The 24,004-nt window shown below is 37.7% G+C and carries 24 protein-coding genes; 9 read left to right on the top strand and 15 right to left on the bottom strand.

Annotated elements, in window-relative coordinates; genetic code table 11:
- Positions 1-49: 49 nt before the first annotated feature.
- The 6 genes from AC07VK_RS09255 to AC07VK_RS09230 all read left to right on the top strand — a co-directional run bounded on the left by AC07VK_RS09255 (position 50) and on the right by AC07VK_RS09230 (position 6,275).
- On the top strand, positions 50-1,363 hold the full coding sequence (locus AC07VK_RS09255; protein WP_492955358.1) for a M16 family metallopeptidase: 1,314 nt from the start codon (positions 50-52) through the stop codon (positions 1,361-1,363).
- Positions 1,364-1,396: 33 nt separating this feature from the next.
- Positions 1,397-3,475, top strand: coding sequence for a M16 family metallopeptidase (locus AC07VK_RS09250; RefSeq protein WP_492960017.1), 2,079 nt, complete (start codon positions 1,397-1,399; stop codon positions 3,473-3,475).
- A gap of 389 nt (positions 3,476-3,864) precedes the next feature.
- Entirely contained in the window at positions 3,865-4,233 is a 369-nt protein-coding gene (locus tag AC07VK_RS09245; RefSeq protein WP_492955356.1) for a hypothetical protein, read from the top strand.
- A 58-nt stretch (positions 4,234-4,291) separates the two neighbouring features.
- The gene (locus AC07VK_RS09240) at positions 4,292-4,834 is read left to right on the top strand and encodes a YceI family protein (RefSeq protein WP_057931733.1); all 543 of its coding nucleotides are present in this window, start codon (positions 4,292-4,294) and stop codon (positions 4,832-4,834) included.
- A gap of 6 nt (positions 4,835-4,840) precedes the next feature.
- On the top strand, positions 4,841-5,788 hold the full coding sequence (locus AC07VK_RS09235) for a DUF5777 family beta-barrel protein (protein WP_492960015.1): 948 nt from the start codon (positions 4,841-4,843) through the stop codon (positions 5,786-5,788).
- A gap of 34 nt (positions 5,789-5,822) precedes the next feature.
- Positions 5,823-6,275, top strand: coding sequence for a QcrA and Rieske domain-containing protein (locus AC07VK_RS09230; protein ID WP_492960013.1), 453 nt, complete (start codon positions 5,823-5,825; stop codon positions 6,273-6,275).
- Positions 6,276-6,335: 60 nt separating this feature from the next.
- On the opposite strand, the gene AC07VK_RS09225 is transcribed toward AC07VK_RS09230, so the two are convergent.
- Genes AC07VK_RS09225 through AC07VK_RS09215 form a run of 3 tightly spaced genes read right to left on the bottom strand, consistent with a single transcriptional unit; the run spans position 6,336 to position 9,569 of the window.
- The gene (locus tag AC07VK_RS09225; RefSeq protein ID WP_492960011.1) at positions 6,336-7,478 is read right to left on the bottom strand and encodes an ABC transporter permease; all 1,143 of its coding nucleotides are present in this window, start codon (positions 7,476-7,478) and stop codon (positions 6,336-6,338) included.
- Positions 7,478-8,614 (bottom strand): glycosyltransferase family 2 protein, encoded by a 1,137-nt coding sequence (locus tag AC07VK_RS09220; RefSeq protein WP_492955352.1) that lies wholly within the window; start codon positions 8,612-8,614, stop codon positions 7,478-7,480. The genes AC07VK_RS09225 and AC07VK_RS09220 overlap by 1 nt, the downstream gene beginning before the upstream one ends.
- A complete protein-coding gene (locus AC07VK_RS09215) occupies positions 8,592-9,569 on the bottom strand; it encodes a lysylphosphatidylglycerol synthase domain-containing protein (protein ID WP_492960009.1) in 978 nt (325 codons plus the stop codon). Before AC07VK_RS09215 ends, AC07VK_RS09220 begins: the two co-directional genes overlap by 23 nt.
- 41 nt (positions 9,570-9,610) lie before the next feature.
- Here AC07VK_RS09215 and ruvC point away from each other — a divergent pair, with 41 nt between their 5' ends.
- A complete protein-coding gene (ruvC, locus tag AC07VK_RS09210; protein ID WP_492955350.1) occupies positions 9,611-10,198 on the top strand; it encodes a crossover junction endodeoxyribonuclease RuvC in 588 nt (195 codons plus the stop codon).
- Between the two features lie 149 nt (positions 10,199-10,347).
- On the opposite strand, the gene AC07VK_RS09205 is transcribed toward ruvC, so the two are convergent.
- The 3 genes from AC07VK_RS09205 to AC07VK_RS09195 all read right to left on the bottom strand — a co-directional run bounded on the left by AC07VK_RS09205 (position 10,348) and on the right by AC07VK_RS09195 (position 12,840).
- A complete protein-coding gene (locus tag AC07VK_RS09205; protein ID WP_492960007.1) occupies positions 10,348-11,241 on the bottom strand; it encodes a DUF4349 domain-containing protein in 894 nt (297 codons plus the stop codon).
- A gap of 555 nt (positions 11,242-11,796) precedes the next feature.
- The gene (locus AC07VK_RS09200) at positions 11,797-12,015 is read right to left on the bottom strand and encodes a hypothetical protein (protein ID WP_029278686.1); all 219 of its coding nucleotides are present in this window, start codon (positions 12,013-12,015) and stop codon (positions 11,797-11,799) included.
- Positions 12,016-12,072: 57 nt separating this feature from the next.
- Positions 12,073-12,840: a 5'-nucleotidase, lipoprotein e(P4) family gene (locus AC07VK_RS09195; protein ID WP_492955348.1), complete on the bottom strand. Its 768-nt coding sequence runs from the start codon at positions 12,838-12,840 to the stop codon at positions 12,073-12,075.
- A 174-nt stretch (positions 12,841-13,014) separates the two neighbouring features.
- On the opposite strand from AC07VK_RS09195, the gene AC07VK_RS09190 reads away from it, so the two are divergent.
- On the top strand, positions 13,015-13,647 hold the full coding sequence (locus AC07VK_RS09190; RefSeq protein WP_492960005.1) for a PKD domain-containing protein: 633 nt from the start codon (positions 13,015-13,017) through the stop codon (positions 13,645-13,647).
- Between the two features lie 59 nt (positions 13,648-13,706).
- Here AC07VK_RS09190 and AC07VK_RS09185 read toward each other — a convergent pair whose 3' ends face one another.
- The 9 genes from AC07VK_RS09185 to AC07VK_RS09145 all read right to left on the bottom strand — a co-directional run bounded on the left by AC07VK_RS09185 (position 13,707) and on the right by AC07VK_RS09145 (position 21,109).
- Entirely contained in the window at positions 13,707-14,834 is a 1,128-nt protein-coding gene (locus AC07VK_RS09185; RefSeq protein WP_492960003.1) for an ATP-binding protein, read from the bottom strand.
- Positions 14,835-15,035: 201 nt separating this feature from the next.
- The gene (gene atpG / locus AC07VK_RS09180) at positions 15,036-15,920 is read right to left on the bottom strand and encodes an ATP synthase F1 subunit gamma (protein ID WP_215132261.1); all 885 of its coding nucleotides are present in this window, start codon (positions 15,918-15,920) and stop codon (positions 15,036-15,038) included.
- Positions 15,921-16,006: 86 nt separating this feature from the next.
- Positions 16,007-17,581 carry a F0F1 ATP synthase subunit alpha gene (gene atpA / locus AC07VK_RS09175; protein WP_029279568.1) on the bottom strand — a complete coding sequence of 525 codons (1,575 nt, stop codon included), beginning with the start codon at positions 17,579-17,581 and terminating at the stop codon, positions 16,007-16,009.
- A gap of 141 nt (positions 17,582-17,722) precedes the next feature.
- The gene (gene atpH / locus AC07VK_RS09170; RefSeq protein WP_230144430.1) at positions 17,723-18,262 is read right to left on the bottom strand and encodes an ATP synthase F1 subunit delta; all 540 of its coding nucleotides are present in this window, start codon (positions 18,260-18,262) and stop codon (positions 17,723-17,725) included.
- 61 nt (positions 18,263-18,323) lie between these two features.
- Positions 18,324-18,818 (bottom strand): F0F1 ATP synthase subunit B, encoded by a 495-nt coding sequence (locus AC07VK_RS09165; protein WP_029279570.1) that lies wholly within the window; start codon positions 18,816-18,818, stop codon positions 18,324-18,326.
- 88 nt (positions 18,819-18,906) lie between these two features.
- Positions 18,907-19,119 carry an ATP synthase F0 subunit C gene (gene atpE / locus AC07VK_RS09160; protein WP_025144011.1) on the bottom strand — a complete coding sequence of 71 codons (213 nt, stop codon included), beginning with the start codon at positions 19,117-19,119 and terminating at the stop codon, positions 18,907-18,909.
- A gap of 42 nt (positions 19,120-19,161) precedes the next feature.
- On the bottom strand, positions 19,162-20,292 hold the full coding sequence (atpB, locus tag AC07VK_RS09155; RefSeq protein WP_492959999.1) for a F0F1 ATP synthase subunit A: 1,131 nt from the start codon (positions 20,290-20,292) through the stop codon (positions 19,162-19,164).
- Between the two features lie 14 nt (positions 20,293-20,306).
- Positions 20,307-20,696: a hypothetical protein gene (locus AC07VK_RS09150; RefSeq protein ID WP_440826701.1), complete on the bottom strand. Its 390-nt coding sequence runs from the start codon at positions 20,694-20,696 to the stop codon at positions 20,307-20,309.
- A 188-nt stretch (positions 20,697-20,884) separates the two neighbouring features.
- Positions 20,885-21,109, bottom strand: a complete 225-nt coding sequence (locus tag AC07VK_RS09145; protein WP_492955340.1) for an AtpZ/AtpI family protein — start codon at positions 21,107-21,109, stop codon at positions 20,885-20,887.
- 110 nt (positions 21,110-21,219) lie between these two features.
- On the opposite strand from AC07VK_RS09145, the gene porW reads away from it, so the two are divergent.
- Entirely contained in the window at positions 21,220-23,985 is a 2,766-nt protein-coding gene (porW, locus tag AC07VK_RS09140; RefSeq protein ID WP_492959997.1) for a type IX secretion system periplasmic lipoprotein PorW/SprE, read from the top strand.
- The last annotated feature ends 19 nt before the right edge of the window (positions 23,986-24,004 follow it).

The following is a 24,004-nucleotide window of genomic DNA, read 5'->3' as shown; positions in this document are numbered from 1 at the left end:
ATTGCTCGCTTTCGCCTTTGATTATTTCTAATCATTTAAAAAACTACTAATGAAAAAAAGAATTCTTTTTGCTTTGGCCATTTCCGGTCTGTGCTTAAGTGCCTCTGCCCAAAAAGTACAGTTTACGGAATTCGACCTTGACAATGGCCTCCATGTCATTCTACACCAAGACAAAACCGCTCCGGTAGTTGCTGTTTCGGTAATGTATCATGTTGGTTCTAAAGATGAAGAAACCCAGCGTACAGGTTTTGCTCACTTTTTCGAACACTTATTATTCGAAGGTTCGGATAATATTAAAAAAGGTGAATTTATGAAATTAGTGAGTAGTAACGGCGGCCAGAACAATGCCAATACTTCTCAAGACCGTACTTTTTATTATGAACTTTTTCCATCAAACCAATTGGAACTGGGTTTATGGCTGGAAAGCGAAAGAATGTTACACCCCGTAATTAATGAAGGTGGGGTAAAAACACAAAATGAAGTAGTAAAAGAAGAAAAGCGTCTACGCATCGACAACTCTCCATATGGAAAATTTACAGAGAAAATTTTCGGCCATTTGTTTGATGGGCATCCTTACCGTTGGCAGCCAATTGGCTCAATGGAGCACTTAGATGCTGCAAAATTGAGTGAATTTATTGCTTTCTTTAAAAAATACTATGTGCCTAACAATGCGGTTTTAACCATTGCCGGCGATTTAGATGTAGAAAAGACTAAAGCTTTAGTAAAAGCATACTTTGCTGAAGTACCTAAAGGTGCACCAGTAGTTCGTAAAACATATGAGTTACCAGAAATTACCAAAGAAATTATCGATACCGCTTACGATGCCAACATTCAGATCCCCGCCATCTTCGCAGCTTACCGCGTACCAGGAATGAAGAGCAGAGAGAGCAAAGTTTTAGGTATGATCAGCTCTGTTTTATCAGAAGGCGGAAGCTCGAGATTAAGCACTAAAATGGTCGATCAAAAGAAAACAGCCTTACAGGTTGCTGCTTTCAACTATTCGCTTGAAGATTACGGCGCTTACATCACCCTGGCATTACCTAATAAGAATACACCGCTTAACGATTTATTAAAAGATATTGATGAAGAAGTTTTACGCCTTCAAACCGATCTAATTAGCGAAAGTGATTATAAAAAACTGCAGAATAAATTCGAGAACAACTACGTAAGTGCAAACAGTAAAATGTTAGGTGTTGCCGAAAATCTTGCAGATGGTTATACTTTCCATGATAAGGATACAAACGATATTAACAAGGAACTTGAGGTAATCAGATCCATTACCCGCGAGGAGATCAGAGACGTTGCTAAAAAGTACCTGAACAAAAACCAAAGAGTTGTATTGTATTACTTACCTAAGAAATAAGCTGACCGCTTTTTCATTTTAATTATTAGAAACATGAAGAAATTATTCATTATAGCTGCAGTTTCCTTATTGGCTCAAGGTATTTCAGCACAAACTATAGATCGAAGCCACAAACCAAAACCAGGTCCGGCACCTGTTATTACTGTTGGCGATCCTGTTATTTATAAATTAGCAAATGGCATTACTGTTTTGGTAGTAGAAAACCATAAACTGCCAAAAGTATCAGCAAGTTATAGTATCGATGCAGGTCCTATTACTGAAGGCGCAAAAGCCGGCGTAGTTAGTTTGATGGGCAGTATGCTAAACGAAGGAACCACCACCAAAACAAAAGCACAGTTTGATGAGGCTGTAGATCAGCTGGGTGCCGATGTAAGTGCTGGTGCGTATGGTGGAAGTACTTCTGCATTAACCCGTTATTTCCCTCAGGCCTTTGCTTTAATGGCCGAGAGTATCCGTAAACCCGCGTTCCCTGCAGAATCTTTCGAAAAATTAAAATCGCAAACCATTACCGGATTAAAATCTAATGAGAAAAGTGCGAAAGCCATTTCAGCACGTGTGGTAAATGCACTGGCTTATGGTAAAAACCATCCTTATGGAGAGTTCGAAACCGAGGCTTCTATTACAGGCATTACTTTAGATGATGTAAAAACAGCTTATAAGAAATACATTACCCCATCTAGAGGCTATTTAACTTTTGTTGGCGATATTAAACCGGAAGCGGCAAAAGCTTTAGCTGAGAAAGCCTTTGGCGATTGGAAAGGAACGCCCTTAACTTTACCAGCACTGGCTAAAGTTGCTAATCCTGCCAAAACTGAAGTTGATATCATTAATGTAAGCAACGCAGTTCAATCTGAAATTACAGTGGTGAACTTAATCGACCTGCCAATGAACAGCCCGGATTATTTTCCGATCTTATTGGCGAACCAAATTTTAGGTGGCGGCTCTGAATCGAGGTTATTTGATAATCTTAGGGAGAAACATGGCTTTACTTATGGTGCATACTCAAGCACAGGTTCTGGCCGTTTTCAATCTAAATTTTCGGCCAGTGCAGCCGTTAGAAACGAGAAAGTTGACAGTGCTGTGGTAGAATTTTTAAGAGAAATTAACACGATCCGTACTACAAAAGTAACTGCTGATGAATTACAGAATGCGAAAAATCTTTTTAATGGATCGTTTGCATTGGGCTTAGAAAACCCAGCACGTACTGCAGGTTTTGCGAGCAATATCTTAATTAATAACTTACCTAAAGATTTTTACCGTACTTATTTACAAAAGATTAATGCGGTAACAACCGACGATATTTTAAGGGTAACCAAAAAATACTTTAACCACGATAATACTCGTATTGTTATTGTGGGCAAAACTGATGCATTTGCAGCAGGCTTAACTAAAGCAGGTTTTAAAACACAGGTTTATGATAACTATGCCAATGCGGTTAAAGCAACCGAAACTGCTGCTGTACCAACAGCTGCACCTGCAGAAATTATCAAAAACTACATTAAAGCCATTGGCGGTGAAGAAGCCATTAAAAAAATTACTTCATTACAGCAAAACGGCGAAATGGAAATGCAAGGTCAAAAGCTTACCGTTACCATGAAAAACATGGCGCCTAACTTAAGCAGCATGGAAATTTCTATGGGCGGCCAAACGGCCATGAAACAGGTTTATAATGGCAAAACAGGTTATGCCATGCAAATGGGTCAAAAGGCTGAATTAACCGGTGATGACCTGGCTGAAAAGAAAGATGATAAAGGTTATGGTAGTCAAGTGTACTACGCAACTGATGGAACGAAAATTGAAGCAGCCGGAACAGCAAAGGTAGGTACTGCTGACGCTTTTAAATTAAATATCACTTCTCCATCGGGCAAAAAGAAAACTGAATATTACGACACCAAATCTGGCTTACTTTTAAAAGACGAGAGTACCACTACCAAAGGAGGCGCTGAAATTAGCCAGTCTGTGGAATATTCAAATTACAAAAAAGTAGGCGATGTATTATTTCCATTTACCTTAACTCAATCAGTAGCAACCCCTCAAGGTGCTCAGGAGTTTTCAGTTGTAATTAAAGACATTAAAATTAATCCGCCGTTAAAAGCCGAAGATTTTAACTAGGTTTTAGACAGAATTTATCTCGAAAGCCGTCCTGATGCAAAATCGGGACGGCTTTTTTTTGAATTTTTTTTTATTGCAGGCAACCAATTATAAAATGTGTACGTAACGATTAAGATTTTAATGGATTTTTCTTTAAAAACCCATGATTATCAAAAAACAGGGATAGTTTTCAAATAAACAAAACAGAAATCTTAAAAAATTCGGATATGGCTGCAAAAAAACAAGTTATCGCAATTTTATTTGTTGCATTTCTGATCATGTTATGCCTATCGGTAAAAGCTAAAAACAATTCCTCCATCACGGTAAAAATTTCAATTGCTCTGCAAACGAATCGAATATGATGATATAAAAATGAATCTACCAACAATTTTAATCCTAATTAAGTACCTATGAAAAAACAAAATTCAATCTTTTTATTAGCCGCAATTACTGCCTTGCTTTTTGCCTGCTCAAAAAAACAAGCAGAGGAAATAAAACCCGAAACACCGACACCCAATGGCCCAACACCTGTAACCACCGCAAATGTAACCTACACAAATTTTGCCGGGGCATTGTTTCAAACCAAGTGTAACAGCTGTCATGGCCCTAATGGGGGAATGAAGGGGGTATGGGCATTGAATGGTTTAGCCTCTATAAAAAATGATGCACGTGTAGCTAATTCAGTTTTGGTTACCAGAACAATGCCTAGAGGCGGTTCTTTAACCGCGAGCGAAAGAGAATTATTACAGGCTTGGGTTGACAAAGGTATGCCAGAATAATAAAAAAGGATTAACGCTGATCAAGATGGTTCCATTAAAAATTTAAATAAATACACCAATGCAAAAACTACTTTTCACCTTAATAGCCTTGTTATTATGCACAGGTATAAAAGCGCAGATATGGGTAAGTAAAAACGTAACTTCTTCATTTTTCTCTTCCACACCTGTTGAAGATATTGATGCGTTAAGTAAAACAGGCGCTTCGGCCCTCAATATTAAAACTAACGATATCATTTTCAAAATCAACAATACTTCTTTTCAATTTAAGAAAAAGTTGATGCAGGAGCATTTTAACGAAAACTATATCGAAAGCGATAAATACCCGACTTCAGATTTTAAAGGAAAAATTATAGAACAGATTGATTTTTCAAAGCCAGGTACTTATCCCATCACTGTAAAAGGAAATCTGCAAATCCATGGAGTTACCAAAGAATATCAGGTTAAAGGTTCGCTGGTTATCACAGCTGATGAGGTAAAAGCTACTTCGGCTTTTAATGTAAAACTTGCTGATCACGACATCAAAATCCCAACGATTGTTTTCAAACAAATTGCCGAAACCATACAGGTAAAAATGACAGCTACTTATCAACCTAAAAAATAAAACCTTATGAAATATCATCTAAAATCACTTTTATACTTGTTTGCCCTTTGTTTACCAATAGTTGCTTCTGCACAGGATTCGCTTGAAAATGCATTGCAGATGCCTGTAGAAAAAAAGAATGTAAAGGCCACATTTAAAGCAACCAAACTCATTAACATACAAACCAATGAAACCATTTACAAAAATGAACTGGATTTCAGGGTAGACCACCGGTTTGGAGATATTGCCGGATCTGGTGGGGGTATTAAAAACTTTTTTGGTCTGGATCAATCAACCGATATCCGCATCGGTTTTGAATATGGAATCAGCGATAAACTTTCTGTAGGCTTAGCCAGGGCAAAAGGTGCCGGAGTTGTAACACAATTGTATGAAGGAAATTTAAAATACCGGTTGCTTGAACAAACAGATGATGAAAAAATACCCGTAGCGGTTACATTGTTTGGCAGTACAACCATTGCAGCCGTAAAGGCTTCAACTGATCCAACAGCGGTAAATGCTTACAGCCAATTTCAAGATCGTTTGACCTATGTGGTGCAAGCTATAATTGCCCGTAAATTTAATTCGAACTTCTCAATGCTGCTAATGCCATCATACGTACACCGCAACTTTACTGTTTTTGGAGATCAGAACGATTTGCTTGCGCTGTCAGTTGGTGGCCGTATCAAGATCACTAAACGGATGGCTTTTGTTGCTGATTATACTATTCCATTCAGGGATAAAGATAAAAAAGCCTACCTCGAAAGTACATTGGGCACACAATATTACAAAACGCTAGGCGCCGGACTGGAGTTTGAAACCGGAGGTCATATTTTCCACCTTAATTTCACTAACGCCACAGCCATACAGGAATCGCAATTTATTACCGATACCAATACTTCCTGGCTGAAGGGACAATACCGTTGGGGTTTTAGTATCGCCAGAAGGTTCTCTTTTGATAAGAAGAAAGCAAAGTAGATCAAATTCAACCAAAAATAAAAACTAAACGATTATGGAACGTAACGAATTTATCAAATCATTGGGACTGGGTGTTGCCATGGTTTGTACCGGAGCTTGCTTTTCTGCCTGCGGTAAAAAAAGTGATGCACCAGAACCCGACAAACCTAATGGTGGTGGTGTTCCTTCGGGTACTACCGCAAGTGTAGATCTAAGTACGCAGTTACTAGCTGTTGGTGCATTCATTACTGTAAACAGCATATTGTTTATCCGTACCGCAACAGGGAATGCCAGCACCTCGTTTGTGGCCACACAAGCCGTTTGCCCACATCAGGGTGGGGCATTAAGTTTTATTCAGGCCAGCAATTACATTCAATGTGGCTTACATAGTTCGAGATATAGCACTTCAGGCAGCATTTTGGCCCAACCAAATGATGGTGGCACCACGAGTGCACTAAAAGTTTATCCGCTTACTGTTTCAGGGAATACACTGACTGCCACAGCCTAAGCTTTTGTTTTTAAGGGTAAAGCAGTATCGATTGATACTGCTTTTTTTTTATAATTTTGATTAAACAGTTACATTCTGCGCTTTTACATCAAAGGCATCGCGTAAGCCTATAGCCAGCACATTAAAGGCATAAACCGTAAACATAATGGCTAAACCGGGCAAAACAGCTAAGTAGGCTGCATCCATAATAATATAGCCATAATGTTCCTTAATCATGCTCCCCCAACTGGGCATAGGTGGCTGAGCACCAAAACCTAAAAAGCTCAAGCCGGTTTCTAATAATATAGCTGATGCAAAATTGGATGAGGCCACTACTAAAATTGGTCCGGCAATATTCGGCAAAATATGTTTGATAATGGTTCTGCTTGTGCTAAAGCCCAAAGCTCTGGCAGCTTCTACAAATTCGACCTCTTTTAAAGCCATTACCTGCCCACGTACCAATCTGGCTACATCTACCCAGGTGGATAAACCTACCGCTATAAATATCTGCCAGAAACCTTTACCCAAAGCAAACGATATAGCAATAACGAGCAGTAATGATGGTAGCGACCAAACAACATTCATAAACCAACTGATGGCTGCATCTACCCGACCACCAAAATAACCCGCAATGGCGCCCAAACTCACGCCAATAAAAAGAGAGATGAGAACAGCCATTAAACCTACTGATAGCGAAACACGGATACCTAAAATCAAGCGGCTTAATAAATCACGTCCGTAAATATCAGTTCCTAAAATATAGGTCCGTGTATAGATGTTATTTTCTTCGAAAAGCGCTTGTGGTGTTCCTATTTTTGAAGGTAAAACACAGCTTGGACATAAATCTTTCAGTTCGTACCTGGTTTCCTTGGCTTTTTCATCCTCGCCAATATATTCCTGCACAAAAACATCTTTGCCTTTTATCTTGTAAGAAGTAATCGGGATACTTTTAAAAGTTGGTGTTTGCCCGTTTAACATTCTTTCGAAAAAGTTAAGCTTTTCTACTTTCGGGTTCCTACTTACAATTAAAAACGTAAAAGTACTTCCGGGTTTCTTTTTGTTTAACTGAAGAATCTGAATATTAGCATTTGGAGAATCATCGGGCATAATTAAATAACCCAAAATACCCATTATCATCAAAAGTAAAATAAAGACTAATCCGCCGAATGCAAATTTATTCCGCTTAAACTTTAACCATACTTTTTTTGATGGGCTATTATCCATTATCTAACCATTCTGCCTTTCCAATTGTATTTTCCACTGTTTCCGGCAATGCCAATGTACACCATATAAAGTACGTGCAGCACATTTAAAACAGGGATTAAAATGAGTAAACTGCGCCTTTTGGCAAAGCCGGTTACATCCCATAAAAATAAGGTTTCTAAAACCATTTTAACCAATAGTTGATAAAATGTGATGGTCAAAAAACCCGGAATAAAAAGCCCGGTGATAAAGTTTGCCAGAATAGTGAGGTTAAAGAACCAAATTAGAACCCCTAATACGATAATGGCCTTATTCTTATAACGGGTACTTTTCGAAGCCCAACGTTTTCGTTGCTGAATAAATGCGCCCAAAGTTTCTTTTGCATGCGTATACACAATAGCTTCTCTATTTTTGAGAAAACCGATCTGATCAGGATACTTGGCCGCAATTTTATGCAACAGTAGCTCGTCATCGCCCGATGCCAGATCATCTATACCCTGAAAACCACCAACTTCATAAAAGGTTGTTTTCTCGTAAGCTAAATTTGCTCCATTACAGGTTGAGGGTTCCTTATTGCCAATAGTAGAGGCCCCCAAACCGATCAGGTATAGAAACTCTAATGATTGTAGGCGCTCAAAGAAACTTTTCTCCTGAAAATAGGCTACCGGAGAGGAGATCATTTTATAATTTTTCTGCTCATATAGGTTTACAATGGTAGCCAGCCAATCTGCACCCATCCTGCAATCGGCATCAGTGGTAATAATCAGATCGCCAGAACAAGTTCCTATTGCAGTTTGTATCGCCTTTTTTTTGTATGAATTCAGCGCCCTATCTTCATTCAGCTTAATCAGTTTCACATTCCGGTCTGCATAACTTAACACAATTTCTGCGGTACGATCGGTAGAATGGTCATCAATAATAATAATTTCGGTTAAAACCTTAGGGTAACGCTGAGCAACCAGGTCATCAATGGTTTTGGTGATATTGGCTTCCTCATCCCTTGCCGCAACAATGATAGAAACTTTGGTTTGAGGATCAGACTTTTGTGGAGTAAAATAAACCAGGTTATGCCATCCTCGGATAAAATTAAGGACTAAAAAACCATAGATTAAGGTTAAAGCAGCAGATACTAGACTAATTAGATTTAAGATTTCCAAAAAAATTGAGTTTAAAAACGAAATAAGTGCCTAAGATAGCAGGAATTATAATATTTATGAGCCAAATACTTGCAGTACATGCAATAACGGCCACATGTTGGTCTGTTACGTGTTTAAATAATTCAACAGCGGTAACACTTCTGATACCCACATCAAAAAGATCAAGTGACGGCAATGCCGATTGTACCAAAAAGAGCAAACAGGTCATCATGATGATATCTGCATAATGCAACTCTGGCACCAACCATATAAACAAGATGAAGTATTGTGAGCTAAACACCAAATAGCGGACAAAACAATAGATTATGATTTTGAATAGTTCCCTTTTTCGGTACCTCGCTAAAATGCTGTAAAATTTCTTGTATTTCCTGGTAAATTTAATGGAAAGCAAAATGCCATTTAACCATCGGATGTTAAAGTAGAAGACCAGGAAAAACAGACAGAAAAATACTGCCAGAAACACCACTGCGATAAACAGCACCCGATCGATCGGGATAAAACGGTAAACAAAAAAACAGGCAGCAATGGCACCAAAAACATTCGTTAATACCAGTTGACCAATGCTGCCCACACTCATAGCCACTATACCCACAATCCTTCTTTTAGGCGACAGGAAAAATACCCTTCCGCCATACTCTCCTAGCCTGTTGGGCGTAAAAATGGCCAGTGTTAATCCGCAAAATACCGATTCGATAGCGCGATAAAAACTGATAGGCTCGATGTGGCTCATGAGGTATTTCCATTTCCCAGCCTCCAAAAACCAATTCACAAACATCAACAATACCACAACACCGATTACCGTAATAATTTCGGTTTGAGGGATATCTTTTAATAATGTATTAAAATCGTGCAGATTTTTGTTCGCAACGAGCTTATGATAAATAAACCAAAAAGCAAATATTACGATTGCAGCTTTGATGAAGATTGATAATATTTTTTTGTTCTTGCCTGTCAAGATTATCTTTTTAGTTTGCAAATATGCTTAATATTGCTGTAATGTTGAACGAAAAAAAGGAACGGGTTATTATGGGCATTGATCCAGGCACAGCGGTGATGGGTTATGGCGTAATTTTAGAGAAGGGAAATAAAACAGAACTGATCAGTTTAGGGGTAGTAAAGATGACCCATTTGGATGATCCTTTTCTTAAACTTCAGCGGATATTCGAAAAAACTGTGGTTTTAATCGATCAGTACAAACCTGATGTTTTAGCCATCGAAGCACCGTTTTATGGAAAAAACATTCAGGTATTGTTAAAACTGGGCCGGGCGCAGGGCATTGCCATTGCAGCTGCACTCTCCAGAAATATCTCGGTTACCGAATATTCTCCACGCAAGATCAAACAATCCATTACCGGCAGCGGAAATGCCACTAAAGAGCAAGTGGCAGCCATGTTGCAACGCTTGTTAAACTTTAAAGAAACTCCGGAGTTTTTAGATGCTACTGATGGTTTAGCCGTTGCAGTTTGCCATTCTTTTCAAAAAATTACCTCAGGAGGGAAATCAAAGACCTATTCGGGCTGGGAATCTTTCGTAAGTGATAATAAAACCAAGGTTAAAGGTTTAGCGGCTAAGGTGAAGAAATAGAAATAAATGGTCCGTGCGGACACGGACCATGGAGCGAGAGAAAATAAAAATAATTGTCATCCTGAACGTAGTCGAAGGACAAATTATTTTTATTTGAATTATAAAAAATCTTCGACTACGTTCAGACTGACAACATGTGGGATAGATTCTTATTGCCCTGCCCGATGAATTATATTTTTAGTCGCTTCTTCCATTGCTAATTTATTCTTACGAATAAAATATTTTATCGTGAAAAAGGTTGCAATACCTATCAATATTAACATCCACAAATTGGAAATTGCAATGATGATTTCTTTAAAAATCGTCCAACCATTTACAATGCCCAACCAAAGCCTGTTAATAAATGCCGGACGGTAATCGTACAGATTGTCATTGGCAACAATCATCGTTTTAACGGTATTATCCTGATAAAAATTAAGGGTAATGGTACTGAATTTTACACGGCTGTCGATTTGCATATTCTCAATTCTCTTGTCTACATAATCGTCTTTGATGTAAAGAGAAGATTCTACATTGGCACTTTTTTTCGAGGCTACTTTATTGATCTTTTCAATCGCATCAACACGATTCTGGGCTTTTAGTTTATTGGCTAAATAAGCGATACTTTGATCGTCCATTTTCATCGTTTGGTGGTCTACAAAGACAGCCATTTTCGCGATGGTATTAGTAAATTCATCCAGTTTCTCAGATGGAACCTTGGCCACCAGATAACCTTGCGTGCGATAGGAGGTAATTTCTTTTAACGAATCGGTAGATTGTTTAACCTTATCGGTTTCCTGAATGGAGCTTTCGATAGAGAACTCAGCAACCGTTCCGCCTTCGGCTTTGATGGTTTTGCTCAGCTGCTCTTTGGTGTTTTGAACGTCTTTTACCCTAAAACGCATATCAGCAGTTTTGACGATTTTCTCTGCAACGGTACTATCTGCGGTTTCACGGCTTAGCTCTTGAGTGTCGACGGCATCAGCGCTTGCATACTTTTCATTCGATTTCTGGCAGCCAAAAATTGTTAAAACTATGGCTATAGCAATAATATTCCTTTTCATGATTGTGTGGTTCTAAATAAATAATCATTTTAAATATTTGCTTCAAATGGCCATAAGAAGTGCAGCGTTTTGGTTAGCTTTTAACGCTGTGTTTTCCCTTAATACCAGAATTATATTTAGGTAACCCAATACTGAGTTTTGCCTAGTAAGAAGGGAGTTTGGAAGGGTTTTTCGGTTATTATAAACCTCGCAGGTTTTGAAAACCTTTTTTTGAAAAGCAGGTTACTGTGTATATCGGTTCCGAAAGCCCTGCCATCCGCTTTACCTCTCTGCGTTCGGTGCCCGCTCCTGTCAGGTTTAAATTACTTAGGCAGACCTTTCTATCCTAAACCCGACAGTCGCGATAGCCCCTGATTCTTCATCAGGGCTAAAGCAAATGGCGGGACTGCTGTAACCTAAATGCTTCTGAATTTGCTTTTCAAAAAAGAAAGTAATATCATTTCTAATGACCTCAATGAGGGCTGCAGGACTTAAAATCTGATGGATTTGTGCCTATAAACAAAAAAGCCGGTCATGAATGAACATGACCGGCTTTATATTTTGATAGTAGAACGCTTATGCGTCTAATATTTTGAATACACCTTTAATGGCAATAATTGCGCCGATGAACAAAACAATCCAGGATGCTAAAGATACTTGCCACGAATCATAAGCGAAACGTGCATAAGTACCCACCATGCAAACCAGTACACCAAAAATCATTAATTTATAAATTCCTGGCTGGTTAGCCGTTTTCATACTTTCTGTATTGTGCTTTAATTCGTTGTTCTCCATAATATTTATTTTTATGATGCTGCAAAAGTAATACTTATTGCTGAATAATTATAAAACTTAATAACTTTTTAATCGTTCTAATCTTTGTTTCGCTTTATCTTTATCACTAAGTTTTTCTCCCTGATACAAAGGCTTTTCCCAATCGCCATACATGGGGTTTGGCAACACGATATACTTTGTTCCAAACAGGTGCTGATTTGTGTTTACCTGTTCAAGGGTATTTTTATTTTCGCGATAAAAAATATTGCTGAAATCGCTTAAATTATCGCCACATAACAGGAGAATATTATGCGTTTCAGTAATTTTCTGGCGGCGCGGTTCTTTATTTGATGTTCCTTTCGATACCACTAAATGCGCATCATCGGCATATGGAAAGCCATAATGTTGAAGATTCTTCAATGTTGCGGTATAATCCTTTTCATCGCGGTTGCTCACATAAAAAGTTTCGATATGCTTTGATGCTGCAAATTTTAAAAAAGCTAAAGCACCGGGAACGGTATCGGCTTTGGCCAGGTTTGTCCATTCCGTCCAATCTTCTGGTACATAACTCAGGCCTTTTTTAATTTCATGTCCCTGAAAAGCAGAGTTGTCCAAAACCGTCTCGTCTATATCAACGATCACACAATTTGGCTTCTTACTGGTATCAGCCCATAAAGCTTCCTTTAATGATAAACGGGCAAAATTATAAGCCTGAAAGCATAACGCCCTATACTCGCCAGATGTTTGCTGCCAAAGCACTGCATTGGTATAATCACGGGCAGGATTTTGGGCTACAGCAAAAATTGGCAGCAAAAACGATATAACGATGAACAGGTATTTTTTCATGATTTGGAATTAATGCCCAAAGATATTAAACTCCTGTGATGCAGCATTCATTTAAACATCATTTAAATCATGTCTCAATAAATACAGGGGAAAAAAATCGTGAATAATTTAATCTATTAACTTTTTAGTTATAGAATTTATTAGCTTTGAAAACACACAAATAAAATCAAAAAAATGAAAATCAAAAGTTTACTAGGGATAGCTATTGCCCTACTTTTCTTTGCAGCCTGCAAGAAACAACCAAATCCAGAAATTAGTACAATCGATTTTAACATTAATAAAAAGTCATTGTATTTAACGCAATCCATTGAACTTAATGCAAAAGATGCAACCGCAGGTGGTAATTATATTTGGAATTATGGCGATGGAACTATTGAAACCAAAGGGAGTAAAACTGAACATCAGTACAAAACTTCTGGCATCTTTGAAGTGACTTTGACCGTTTACAACAAGACTAGTAAGATCAAAGTAAGGGTACTTCCCGGGGATATCAGTTATCAGATTAAAAATAACAGCACCTTCGACTTAGATCTGAATTCTTATGTCAACCTACCTGTTAATACAGTAAGGTCGGTAATAAAGCCAAATGGACTCTCAGATACTATTTATGTTAAATTACAGGCTACAGGAAATTTATTGCAGCTTACAAACATCAGTGGTATTGCGAAAGGAAAAGCTTTTCGTTTTGATGATATGTTTTGGCAAAAAGATTCTATGCATAACATCCTCTCGGTAGATAACAATACTAAAATTCAACTTGGCGCACATGGGGAGCTAGGAATTAGTTCTACACTTGGGAATTTATAACAATCAGTTAAATCATGAAGCCCGTTCCTAACAGAAACGGGCTTCTTTTTTATAAGGATTTAACCATTCAAAAAGCTTCCCCTATCGGTTTTTGATAAGATTAGCGTTTCTGCTTCTGGATAAGCTTGTGTAAAAGTTGTAGGAATTTTATTTTTGCCCCTTTCGTTCCATTTAAACTCAACAGCTAAAAATTTATCTTTCGTTTTTTCAACATAATCGATTTCTTGCTGCTGTGTAGTGCGCCAAAAAAAGCAATCTGCTTCCATTTGATGCTGATGTAAAAACTTCATCCGCTCCGCAATCATATAATTCTCAAACAATGCACCTACATCATTTCTGTTAGCTATTGAATTAAAATTACGCGTAATAGCATTCACAATACCAGTATCATAAAAATAGATTTTCTTATTCTTTTTGATTTCATTACGCACATTGCCTGCAAAGGCTGGTAAAGTAAAAATCACAAAAGATTTTTCAAGTAAATTGATATATTTATCTACCGTTTTTTGATCAGCTTTAACCAACTGTGCCAGTTCAGAGAAATTAACCTCGCTCCCGACCTGTAAAGCTAAAGCCTTTACAATTTTTTCGAACAGTAAGGGCTTTTTCACTTCTTCCAGGGCAAATAGGTCTTTATATAAATAACTGTCAGCAAGCAGTTTTAAATGTTCTTCTGCATTTTGAGGATCATTAATGATTTCGGGATAAGAACCATAAATCAAACGCTGTTCTAATGATCTCTCTTCGGTAAGAAAATCGGTATCGTTTACCAGTTCCGCATACGAAAAAGGCAAAAGCATCATCTCGTATTTTCTGCCAGTTAAAGGCTCGTTAATCTTTCCAGACAACTCAAAAGCCGACGAACCTGTAGCGATAACCTGAACTTTCTTAAAGCGATCGACGATAATTTTAATTAACAAGCCAACATCAGTGATCCGCTGGGCTTCATCAATAAAAAGCACCTCATAATCACCGAGCATCCGCGCAATCTGTGTTGCATTGGGCTTGGCTAAAGCTTCCCTCACATCTGCATCATCTCCGTTCAAGTACAATGTCCTTTTATCTACTTTGGCGAGCAACTGTTCTACGAAAGTAGTTTTACCGGTTTGCCTTGGGCCAAATAGAATAAACGCTTTGCCTTTAAAGAGCCTTGCAGAAGCATAATCCAATTGTCTCCTAACGATCATAGCAAATATTTACCATACAAAAGTATAATAATTTTGGATTACAATCCACAAAAAACATAATAATTTTGGATTACAATCCATAAAAAACATAATAATTTTGGATTTACTTCAATATAGGCCATAAAAAAGCCCATTTCAATTCAGAAATGGGCTTTGATAATTTTGACTGTTGACTAAAGACTTCCGACTCTAGACCTGATCTTATCCATTCAATGCTGCCGCACCACTTACAATCTCAGTTAACTCAGTTGTAATTGCTGCCTGACGTGCCTGGTTGTAAGAAAGTTTTAAGGCTTTCAATAATTCTCCGGCATTTTCAGTTGCTTTATCCATTGATGTCATACGTGCACCATGCTCAGAAGCGTGAGAATCTAAAACGGCTTTGTATAACTGAATTTTAACTGATTTAGGAATCAACTGCCCTACAATCTCTTCTTGCGAAGGCTCTAGAATGTAATCAACATTGGTCGTTTTACTTTCAACCTTTGTTTCTTCTGCTTTTGGTAAAGGCAACAACTGCTCAGTTGTAATAAACTGAACCGCTGCATTTTTAAAACGATTGTAAACAACCTCCACTTTATCAAACTCACCTTTAATAAAACCGGCCATAATCGCATCGGTAATTTTGGTTACGTTTTCGAAAGTTAAAGCAGCGTATACTTCATTATTATTACCAATTACGTTATAATTACGTTTTTCGTAAAAATCCTGAGTTTTCTTACCGATAGAAATAATGCTTACATTACCGTTTTTCAACTGTTCGCTATATTTCTCGGCAATTAAATTGTTGGCCGCTTTAATCACGTTCATGTTAAAAGCACCAGCCAAACCACGGTTTGAAGATACTGTTACAATTAAAACCTTATTAGGTTCACGCTCTTGTATAAAAGGCGATGAAGACCCTTCTAAACTTGCTGATAGATTACCTAAAATCTCTTTCAGTTTAGTTGCATAAGGACGTAAAGCGATAATTGCATTGGTAGCACGTTTCAACTTAGCTGCCGAAACCATTTTCATAGCCTTGGTAATCTGCTGCGTTGATTGTACCGATGCAATCCGGTTTCTTACTTCTTTTAAATTAGCCATTTTTTAAGTATCGAGTATTAAGTATCAAGTATCAAGATTGGATTGTTCACATATCTTGATACTTGATACCCGCTACTTGTATCTAATTAGTATTTACTTGAAATCTCTTTTGCTACTGTATCTAAAACACCTGTAATGGTATCATCAAATTTACCAGCTTTTAATGCCGCTAAAGTTTCTGGATGACGTAATTCCAATTGCGTTAAATATTCAGTTTCGAATTCTTTTACTTTATCAACTGGTACGCTACGCATTAAGTTTTTAGTACCTGCATAAACAATAGCTACTTGTTTTTCAACTGTAAAAGGTGTAAACTGAGCTTGTTTTAACATTTGTACGTTACGTGCACCTTTATCTAAAACCGATTTCGTTGCAGCATCTAAATCAGAACCGAATTTAGAGAAAGCCTCTAACTCGCGGTATTGAGCCTGATCTAATTTTAAAGTACCCGCTACTTTTTTCATCGATTTGATCTGTGCATTACCACCCACACGTGATACCGAGATACCTACGTTAATTGCCGGACGGATACCTGAGTTGAACAAGTTCGATTCTAAGAAAATCTGACCATCAGTAATCGAAATTACGTTGGTTGGGATATATGCTGATACGTCACCTGCCTGAGTTTCGATAATCGGTAAAGCTGTTAATGAACCACCACCTTTAACGATATGTTTAATCGATTCAGGTAAATCGTTCATTGCTTTTGCGATATCATCGTTAGAGTTGATTTTCGCAGCTCTTTCTAATAAACGACTGTGTAAGTAGAAAACATCACCCGGATAAGCTTCACGGCCCGGTGGACGACGAAGTAATAACGATACCTCACGGTAAGCTACAGCTTGTTTAGATAAATCATCATAAACAATTAAAGCTGGTCTACCTGTATCGCGGAAAAACTCACCAATTGCAGCACCTGCAAACGGCGCATAGAACTGCATTGGAGCAGGATCTGCAGCCGAAGCGGCAACAACAACTGTATATGGTAAAGCGCCGTTTTCTTCTAATGTACGTACAATGTTAGCTACAGTAGAGTTTTTCTGACCGATAGCAACATAAATACAGAACACAGGTTGGCCTGCTTCATAAAATTCTTTTTGGTTGATAATAGTATCGATACAAACGGCAGTTTTACCAATCTGACGGTCGCCAATAACCAACTCACGTTGACCACGACCGATTGGAATCATTGCATCAATTGCTTTAATACCAGTTTGTAAAGGCTCATTTACCGGCTGACGATAAATTACACCTGGTGCTTTACGCTCTAAAGGCATTTCGTAAGTTTCACCTAAGATTGGGCCTTTACCATCTAAAGGCTCACCTAAAGTGTTCACTACGCGGCCAAGCATACCTTCACCAACTTTAATAGAGGCAATTTTTTTGGTACGTTTAATCGTATCACCTTCTTTGATCTCGTCTGAAGCACCTAAAAGTACCACACCAACGTTATCTTCTTCAAGGTTTAATACGATACCTTGTAGGCCGTTTGCAAATTCAACTAATTCTCCCGATTGAACTTTAGTTAAACCGTAAACACGGGCAATACCGTCGCCCACTTGCAACACGGTACCAACTTCTTCCAGTTCGGTTTCTGATTTGAAGCCCGCCAATTGCTGTCTGATAATTGCCGATACTTCGTCTGGTCTTACCTCTACCATAATTTTACTTTATATCTTTTTGTAAATGTTTAGTGCTTAGCGCATGGCGCTTGGCATTTATTCGCCATCCGCTTATCGCAATACTTTTTTGTTTGGCGTTTGGCGCATGGCGTTTTCCGCTATACGTTTATCGCCACGCGCTTACTGCGCAAATTCTTTTCTTAGTTTACTTAAACCGCTGGCAATACTTGCATCAAATTGCTTATCACCAACTTTTAATATAAAACCACCAATTAATTTTTCGTTAATTTTTTCGTTAACAATAACCTGGTTGGCGTTTAATTCTCTTTTAACAATCGCAATAATCTGCTCTTTAGCTGCAGGGCTTAAAGCACTTGCAGTAGTTACATCAGCAGTAACAATACCTTTAATTAGGTTATATTGTTGAACGAACTGTTTAGCAGTGGCAAATAAAATCGCCGAACGGCCTTTGTTTACTACAATCTTGAAAAACGAGATGGTTAGTTTACTTACTTTATCAGCAAAAATACCGTTCAAAATACCCGTCTTTTTATCTAAAGGTACAATCGGGTTTTTTAATATTGCTTCTAGTTCAGGGGTTTCATCAACCACTTTCTCAAACAAAACCATATCATTATAAGAATCCTCTAGCGCATTGTTTTCAACAGCTAGGTCTATTAATGATTTGGCGTATCTGCTTGCAACTTTAATTTCTGACATATCTTTTGGGTTGGCGTTTAGCGGCTGGCGTTTAATACGCTTATCGCTTTACGCAATACGCTTAGTTTAATTCAACGTCTTTTAACAAGTTAGCTACTAAAGTTTCTTGTTTTGCTTTATCATCCAATTGCGTACGTAAAACACGTTCTGCAATTTCTAATGATAATGAAGAAACCTGGTCTTTAACTTCAGCTAAGGCTGCTTTCTTTTGGTTCTCGATTTCGATTTTAGCTTTCTCGATCAACTTAGCACCTTCAACCTGAGCTTGCTTTTTAGCTTCGTTTAAGATACCATCTTTTAAGGTTTTAGCTTCCTTCAAAATTTCGTCACGTTCTGCGCGAGCCTGTTGCATCAAATCTTGATTCTGACTAGTTAAACGAGCCATTTCTTGTTTGGCTAATTCAGCTTTGTTAAGTGCCTCATCAATGCTTTGCTCACGTTCGTGAATGGCACCTAAAATAGGTTTCCATGCAAATTTTCTAAGTAATAGCAATAAAAGGATGAATGCTATCGACGTCCAAAAAACCAATCCAATGCTTGGGGTTACTAATTCCATTTTTATCTAATTTTTAAAAACAATCTTTTTAATAAGGCTGGGTAATTAACCAATCGTTAAATACCCAACCTAATTTCTTCAGTGATTATTAACCGTTTAAGCCTAATAATGCAACTACCACACCGAATAAAGCAGCACCCTCAATAAGGGCAGCAGCGATAATCATTGCAGTCTGAATTTTTGATGCAGCTTCTGGTTGACGAGCAATACCTTCCATTGCTTTACCACCTACTTGACCGATACCGATACCTGCACCGATTACTGCTAAACCGGCACCAATTGCCGCGATTGAACCTACCATAACTAATTTAATTTATATTAATTTGTAAAAAATAGTTTTCTGTTAATGATGCTCTTCTACTGCCATACCAATAAACAAGGCAGTTAATAATGTAAAAATAAAGGCCTGTAAAAATGCAACCAGTAATTCCAATACATCCATAAATAAAACGAATGCAACTGAAACCGGGGCTATAGCCAATGTTTCGAAAATAAAAATTAAGGATATTAAACTTAATACGATAATGTGCCCCGCAGTAATGTTTGCGAACAAACGAACCATTAAAGCGAACGGCTTAGAAATAATACCAATTAATTCAACAGGAATCATAATCGGATACAACCAGAAAGGAACATCTGGTTTAAAAATGTGTTTCCAGTAGTATTTATTACCATTAATATTGACGATGATTAAAGTTCCAAGTGCCATTACAAAAGTTAAGGCAATATTGCCCGTAACGTTAGCGCCACCTGGGAAAATCGGAATTAAACCAAATAAGTTGTTGAATAAAATAAAGAAAAAAGTAGTCAACAAATAAGGCATAAACTTAGCATATTTATGACCGATGTTTGGCTTAGCAATATCATCTCTCACGAAAACGATAATTGGCTCCATAAAAGACTGCAAACCTTTTGGTGCTTTACCTACACGTTTACGATAAGAAGCTGCTACAGAAATAAATATTACAAGTATTACAAAAATCGCAACAAACATTGCAGCAACGTTTTTGGTTATAGAAAAATCTAAAACAGATTTACTTGCTTCTTCATCAACCTTTCCATCAGCACCAACTACCTTTATATGATCTTCTTCTAAACGATAATTATTGTATTTACCGTTATAATCATGCTCACCATGATGGAAGTGACCAGAAGAGAAGAACTCTAAACCGTTAGCCGTATATAAAATTACCGGAAGAGGCAACGAAGTATGCCCCCAAAGGTGCCACATATGCGAATCGGCAATGTGTTCCATAATTACCTTAGTTGGCTCGAATTTTTCTTCACCATGTTTAGCAGCGCCATGCTCACCAGAAACCGCTTCGGCAGATCCGGCTACAACACTATCAACAGGAACAACAGCGCTATCAACCTGGGCGAAAGTATCAATTTTGATAGATAAAAACGCGATTAAAAGCGTAAAAACAACAATTAGTCTTTTAACTTTCGACACAAAAACTTGGTTACAATCCATTTATTGGCAGTTTTTTACTTTAAATTTTGGTGGCGCAAGTTACGTAACAAACAGTAAATTTCAAAGGCCGTAAACAATAAATATAAAGAAAAAAAATTAAGCAGAAATACAAGCCCAATTCCCTTCGCTTTTATACTGTAAATCAACACAAAAGCCATACAAAAAATCATCTTCACAGCAATTGATCCCATAATTGCCATCACACCTACTTCAGGATCGCGTTTTACACCGATATCCACAAGCATATAAGCTACATAAGTGATGCCGGCCAAAAAGCCAAACATTACCCAAAAGTTATTTACAAACAATTGTTTATCAGGAAATACGACAGGTAAAACGGCAATTACGCCTATTAAAAGGCCTACAAAAATGAAATAGATACTGGTAAATTTGGCTAGAGTCAATGTATAATTTCTTAGCAGATAAAAACTTTTGCAAAGATAAGGTTTTTAGTATCAAGTAAGTAGTGAGAAAAGAATTATTGTTAGAATGGTTAACTGTTCAAACTGGTTAATCGGTTAACCGAGGTAAATACCCCATGCTAAATTGCTAAATTGGATGGCGTAGTAGCTGAAAACTGCCAACTGAAAACTTACGGCTTAGTGGCCTGCCTAATGGCCTGGTATAACGCAATCCCTACCCCCGCTAAAGCAAAAGCAGCAGTAATTAAATTAGTTTTGCTGTTTCTATGCTCGTCAATCTTATAGCCAATAAAAGTGAGCAGGCCAATGGTAGCAATCATCTGGAAGCCAATGGCAGAATATTTGGCGGCTGCATTTACCTTTTTCTTTGTATTTTCTTCTTTCGGATTTTCCATTTGTTAATGCAATAATTAAATTAACTTTGAATAATTAAAATTTGTTGCCAAATAAAATATTTTTCTACATATATTGTTTATTGTATATCCACCTAAGAGATTTATCATACTTGAAAAATTACGCTAGCAAAAACTTAAATCCCTTCTTCATCTTTTTTAGTGTCCTCCTTATTTATGGCTGTGTCGCAAATAAAGATACAGCAGTAGATCGCAGGTTTCAAAACTTAACGGCAAGATATAACTATATCTACAACTCCAATGTTTTATTAACCGAGTACAATGAGCGCCTATTACAAAGTTATGCCGATAATTATGAGAAAACCCTGCCCGTTTACCTCGATCCAGAGCCACAGGTAAATCTGGTGCTTACACCAGGAATGGCCAATAAACAGCTTGATGAAGTAATTACAAAAGGACAAACCGTTATAAACGATAAAAGTTTTAGTAACTATATTGATGATGCCTATATGCTTTTGGGTAAAGCAAATTATTTAAAAGGCAATTATTTTATCGCATCAGAATATTTCGATTATACGGCAAAAACCTATAATAACGATTTAAAGACATTCGTTATGGCGATGAACTGGAAAGCGCGTAGCCAAATGCAATTAAACAATATGGTGCTTGCCGATAAAATTCTTGATACCATGTTGCGTGCGTCTGATGAGTTAAAAAAAGATCTGGCAGAACCCTTGGCCACTGCCGCTCAGATGCGCATTTATCAGAAACGCAATAAAGAAGCCATCCTGTTTTTAGAATCGGCAATTGCCCTTCCAGTCGAAAAACAGCTGCGTATAAGGTGGCGCTTTATCCTTGCGCAGTTGCAGGAGAAAGAAAAAAATCTTCAGGACGCTTATGCAAACTTCACCAAGGTTGAAAAAAGCAATGCACCGTTTGAGATGTATTTTCATGCCAATTTAAACCGCATTAAACTAAAGGCATTGCTCAGTGGTGTAAAACTCAATAAGGAAGAACAGCTGCTTGCTTTATTAAAAGACGATAAGAATTTCGATTATACCGATCAGATTTATTACCAGGTTGGAGAACTTTTCTCCTCCGAAGGAAACTTTGCAAAAGCTGAAGAAAACTACCACAAATCAGTTGCAAAAAGTACCAGAAACCAAACTCAAAAGGCGTTGTCTTATTTAAGAATTGCCGACTTAAACTTTAAAGAGTTTAACAACTACATTAAAGCAAAACTGTATTACGATAGTACAGTGATGATTTTACCAAAAAACTTTCCTGACTACAATAACATTGTTAAAAAGGCTGATAACCTGAAATATTTAACTGATAGGTATACTATTATTGCCAAGGAAGATACCGCCCAAGCGATAGCTAAACTTCCTACAGGCGAGCGTGAGGCTAAGGTTAAAGCCTATTTAACACCTAAAGTTGAAGTGAGCAATACCGGAGGGGTAATCAGCAATCAATATTTAAATGATCCGGATTTCCCTAATCGATCGTTAAATGCTTCGAATAATACTGCAGGGAATACCTTTTATTTTAACAATAATGCGGCAATAAGCAATGGCTTTGGCGATTTCAAAAAACGGTGGGGCAACAGGCAGCTGGAAGATAACTGGAGACAAAGCATCCGGTCTTCTGCCCAGGAAACCAATCAGGTTTTGGCAGGAGGAAATGTAGCCACCGGAATAACGCCTGCAAATGGAGAAACGAATCAAACATCTGTAGACCAAACCACATTAGAAAAACAGTTTTTGGATGGCTTGCCAACCACTCCGGCACTATTGGCTACCTCCGATCAAAAAATCATTGATGCTTATTTTGAGATTGCCAGCTTCTACCAACAAGAGCTAAACGACAAAGCAGAAGCAAATAAGATTTATCTGGAACTGATTAAAAGATATCCGGACAATAACCACTTGGTTGCCATATATTACAGTTTGCATCTAAATTACAAGGGTATTGATGAAGTAAAATCAGATCAGTACAAACAATTGGTGCTAACTAAATTCCCTGAATCTAATTTTGCCAAGAACATTTTAGATTCCTCCTATTCGGCCAAACAAACAGAGATAGAAAACATTGCCAACAACAACTACAATGTGGCCTTTGATGCCTATGCGAAAAAAGATTATGCAAATGTGGTAAAACAGGCTGATGATAACATTACCGCTTTCCCTAATAATGATTTAGCACCACAATATGCCTATTTAAAAGCAATTGCTATCGGCCGCACGGCTAAAGTTGATGCCCTGCTTACCGAATTTAATTTGATTACCACGCTTTATCCAAACGACAAAATTATTACCCCATTAGTCCGCGATCATTTAAAATATATTGAGGCAAATTTGGAAGAGTTTAAACAACGACCGCTTGCACTTATTGATTTTGATGCCAATGCGCCACGTTTTGTAAGTCAGGCTACGCCAATTGCTGTGCCAACAAAACCTTTAGTAACCGACAATGCCACTGTAAAAACAACAGCGCCTACCACGGTATCTAAACCTGCTGAGGTTAAACCGGTCGATCCTACCAAACCGGCCAGCATTTTTAGTGCAGCTAAATCAGAAGAGTATTATTATGTGATCGACGTTGCCGACGCAACTTTAACTTTAAGTTCATCGCGTTTTGGAATAGGCCAGTTTAACCGTGGCAATTATCCCGATAATGATTTGGAACATAAATTGGTAGAGTTAGATAACGACCAGTTGATTTACATTACGAGTTTTATCGATCTTGAAGACGCCAAAATTTACGAATCAAGCATTACAGGCCAGTTAAAGAACATTATGAAAGTTCCAGCTAACCTATATAAGGGCTTTATCATCAGCAAAGAAAACTTCGAAAAGCTAACAGACCGATCGCGGATTAACGAATATCTGGAGTTTTTAAAAGACACTTATAAGTAAGTGTAGAATATTTTAAGCT

The sequence above is a fragment of the Pedobacter sp. GW821-FHT01D05 genome, assembly GCF_059422505.1.
This window is presented reverse-complemented; position numbering and strand designations above follow the sequence as displayed.

Bases quoted from the DNA above. Each gene is read 5' to 3' on its own strand.
- AC07VK_RS09255 (WP_492955358.1), top strand. From the start codon at position 50: ATGAAAAAAAGAATTCTTTTTGCTTTGGCCATTTCCGGTCTGTGCTTA.
- AC07VK_RS09250 (WP_492960017.1), top strand. From the start codon at position 1,397: ATGAAGAAATTATTCATTATAGCTGCAGTTTCCTTATTGGCTCAAGGT.
- AC07VK_RS09245 (WP_492955356.1), top strand. From the start codon at position 3,865: ATGAAAAAACAAAATTCAATCTTTTTATTAGCCGCAATTACTGCCTTG.
- AC07VK_RS09240 (WP_057931733.1), top strand. From the start codon at position 4,292: ATGCAAAAACTACTTTTCACCTTAATAGCCTTGTTATTATGCACAGGT.
- AC07VK_RS09235 (WP_492960015.1), top strand. From the start codon at position 4,841: ATGAAATATCATCTAAAATCACTTTTATACTTGTTTGCCCTTTGTTTA.
- AC07VK_RS09230 (WP_492960013.1), top strand. From the start codon at position 5,823: ATGGAACGTAACGAATTTATCAAATCATTGGGACTGGGTGTTGCCATG.
- AC07VK_RS09225 (WP_492960011.1), bottom strand. From the start codon at position 7,478: ATGGATAATAGCCCATCAAAAAAAGTATGGTTAAAGTTTAAGCGGAAT.
- ruvC (WP_492955350.1), top strand. From the start codon at position 9,611: ATGTTGAACGAAAAAAAGGAACGGGTTATTATGGGCATTGATCCAGGC.
- AC07VK_RS09205 (WP_492960007.1), bottom strand. From the start codon at position 11,241: ATGAAAAGGAATATTATTGCTATAGCCATAGTTTTAACAATTTTTGGC.
- AC07VK_RS09200 (WP_029278686.1), bottom strand. From the start codon at position 12,015: ATGGAGAACAACGAATTAAAGCACAATACAGAAAGTATGAAAACGGCT.
- AC07VK_RS09195 (WP_492955348.1), bottom strand. From the start codon at position 12,840: ATGAAAAAATACCTGTTCATCGTTATATCGTTTTTGCTGCCAATTTTT.
- AC07VK_RS09190 (WP_492960005.1), top strand. From the start codon at position 13,015: ATGAAAATCAAAAGTTTACTAGGGATAGCTATTGCCCTACTTTTCTTT.
- AC07VK_RS09185 (WP_492960003.1), bottom strand. From the start codon at position 14,834: ATGATCGTTAGGAGACAATTGGATTATGCTTCTGCAAGGCTCTTTAAA.
- atpG (WP_215132261.1), bottom strand. From the start codon at position 15,920: ATGGCTAATTTAAAAGAAGTAAGAAACCGGATTGCATCGGTACAATCA.
- atpA (WP_029279568.1), bottom strand. From the start codon at position 17,581: ATGGTAGAGGTAAGACCAGACGAAGTATCGGCAATTATCAGACAGCAA.
- atpH (WP_230144430.1), bottom strand. From the start codon at position 18,262: ATGTCAGAAATTAAAGTTGCAAGCAGATACGCCAAATCATTAATAGAC.
- AC07VK_RS09165 (WP_029279570.1), bottom strand. From the start codon at position 18,818: ATGGAATTAGTAACCCCAAGCATTGGATTGGTTTTTTGGACGTCGATA.
- atpE (WP_025144011.1), bottom strand. From the start codon at position 19,119: ATGGTAGGTTCAATCGCGGCAATTGGTGCCGGTTTAGCAGTAATCGGT.
- atpB (WP_492959999.1), bottom strand. From the start codon at position 20,292: ATGGATTGTAACCAAGTTTTTGTGTCGAAAGTTAAAAGACTAATTGTT.
- AC07VK_RS09145 (WP_492955340.1), bottom strand. From the start codon at position 21,109: ATGGAAAATCCGAAAGAAGAAAATACAAAGAAAAAGGTAAATGCAGCC.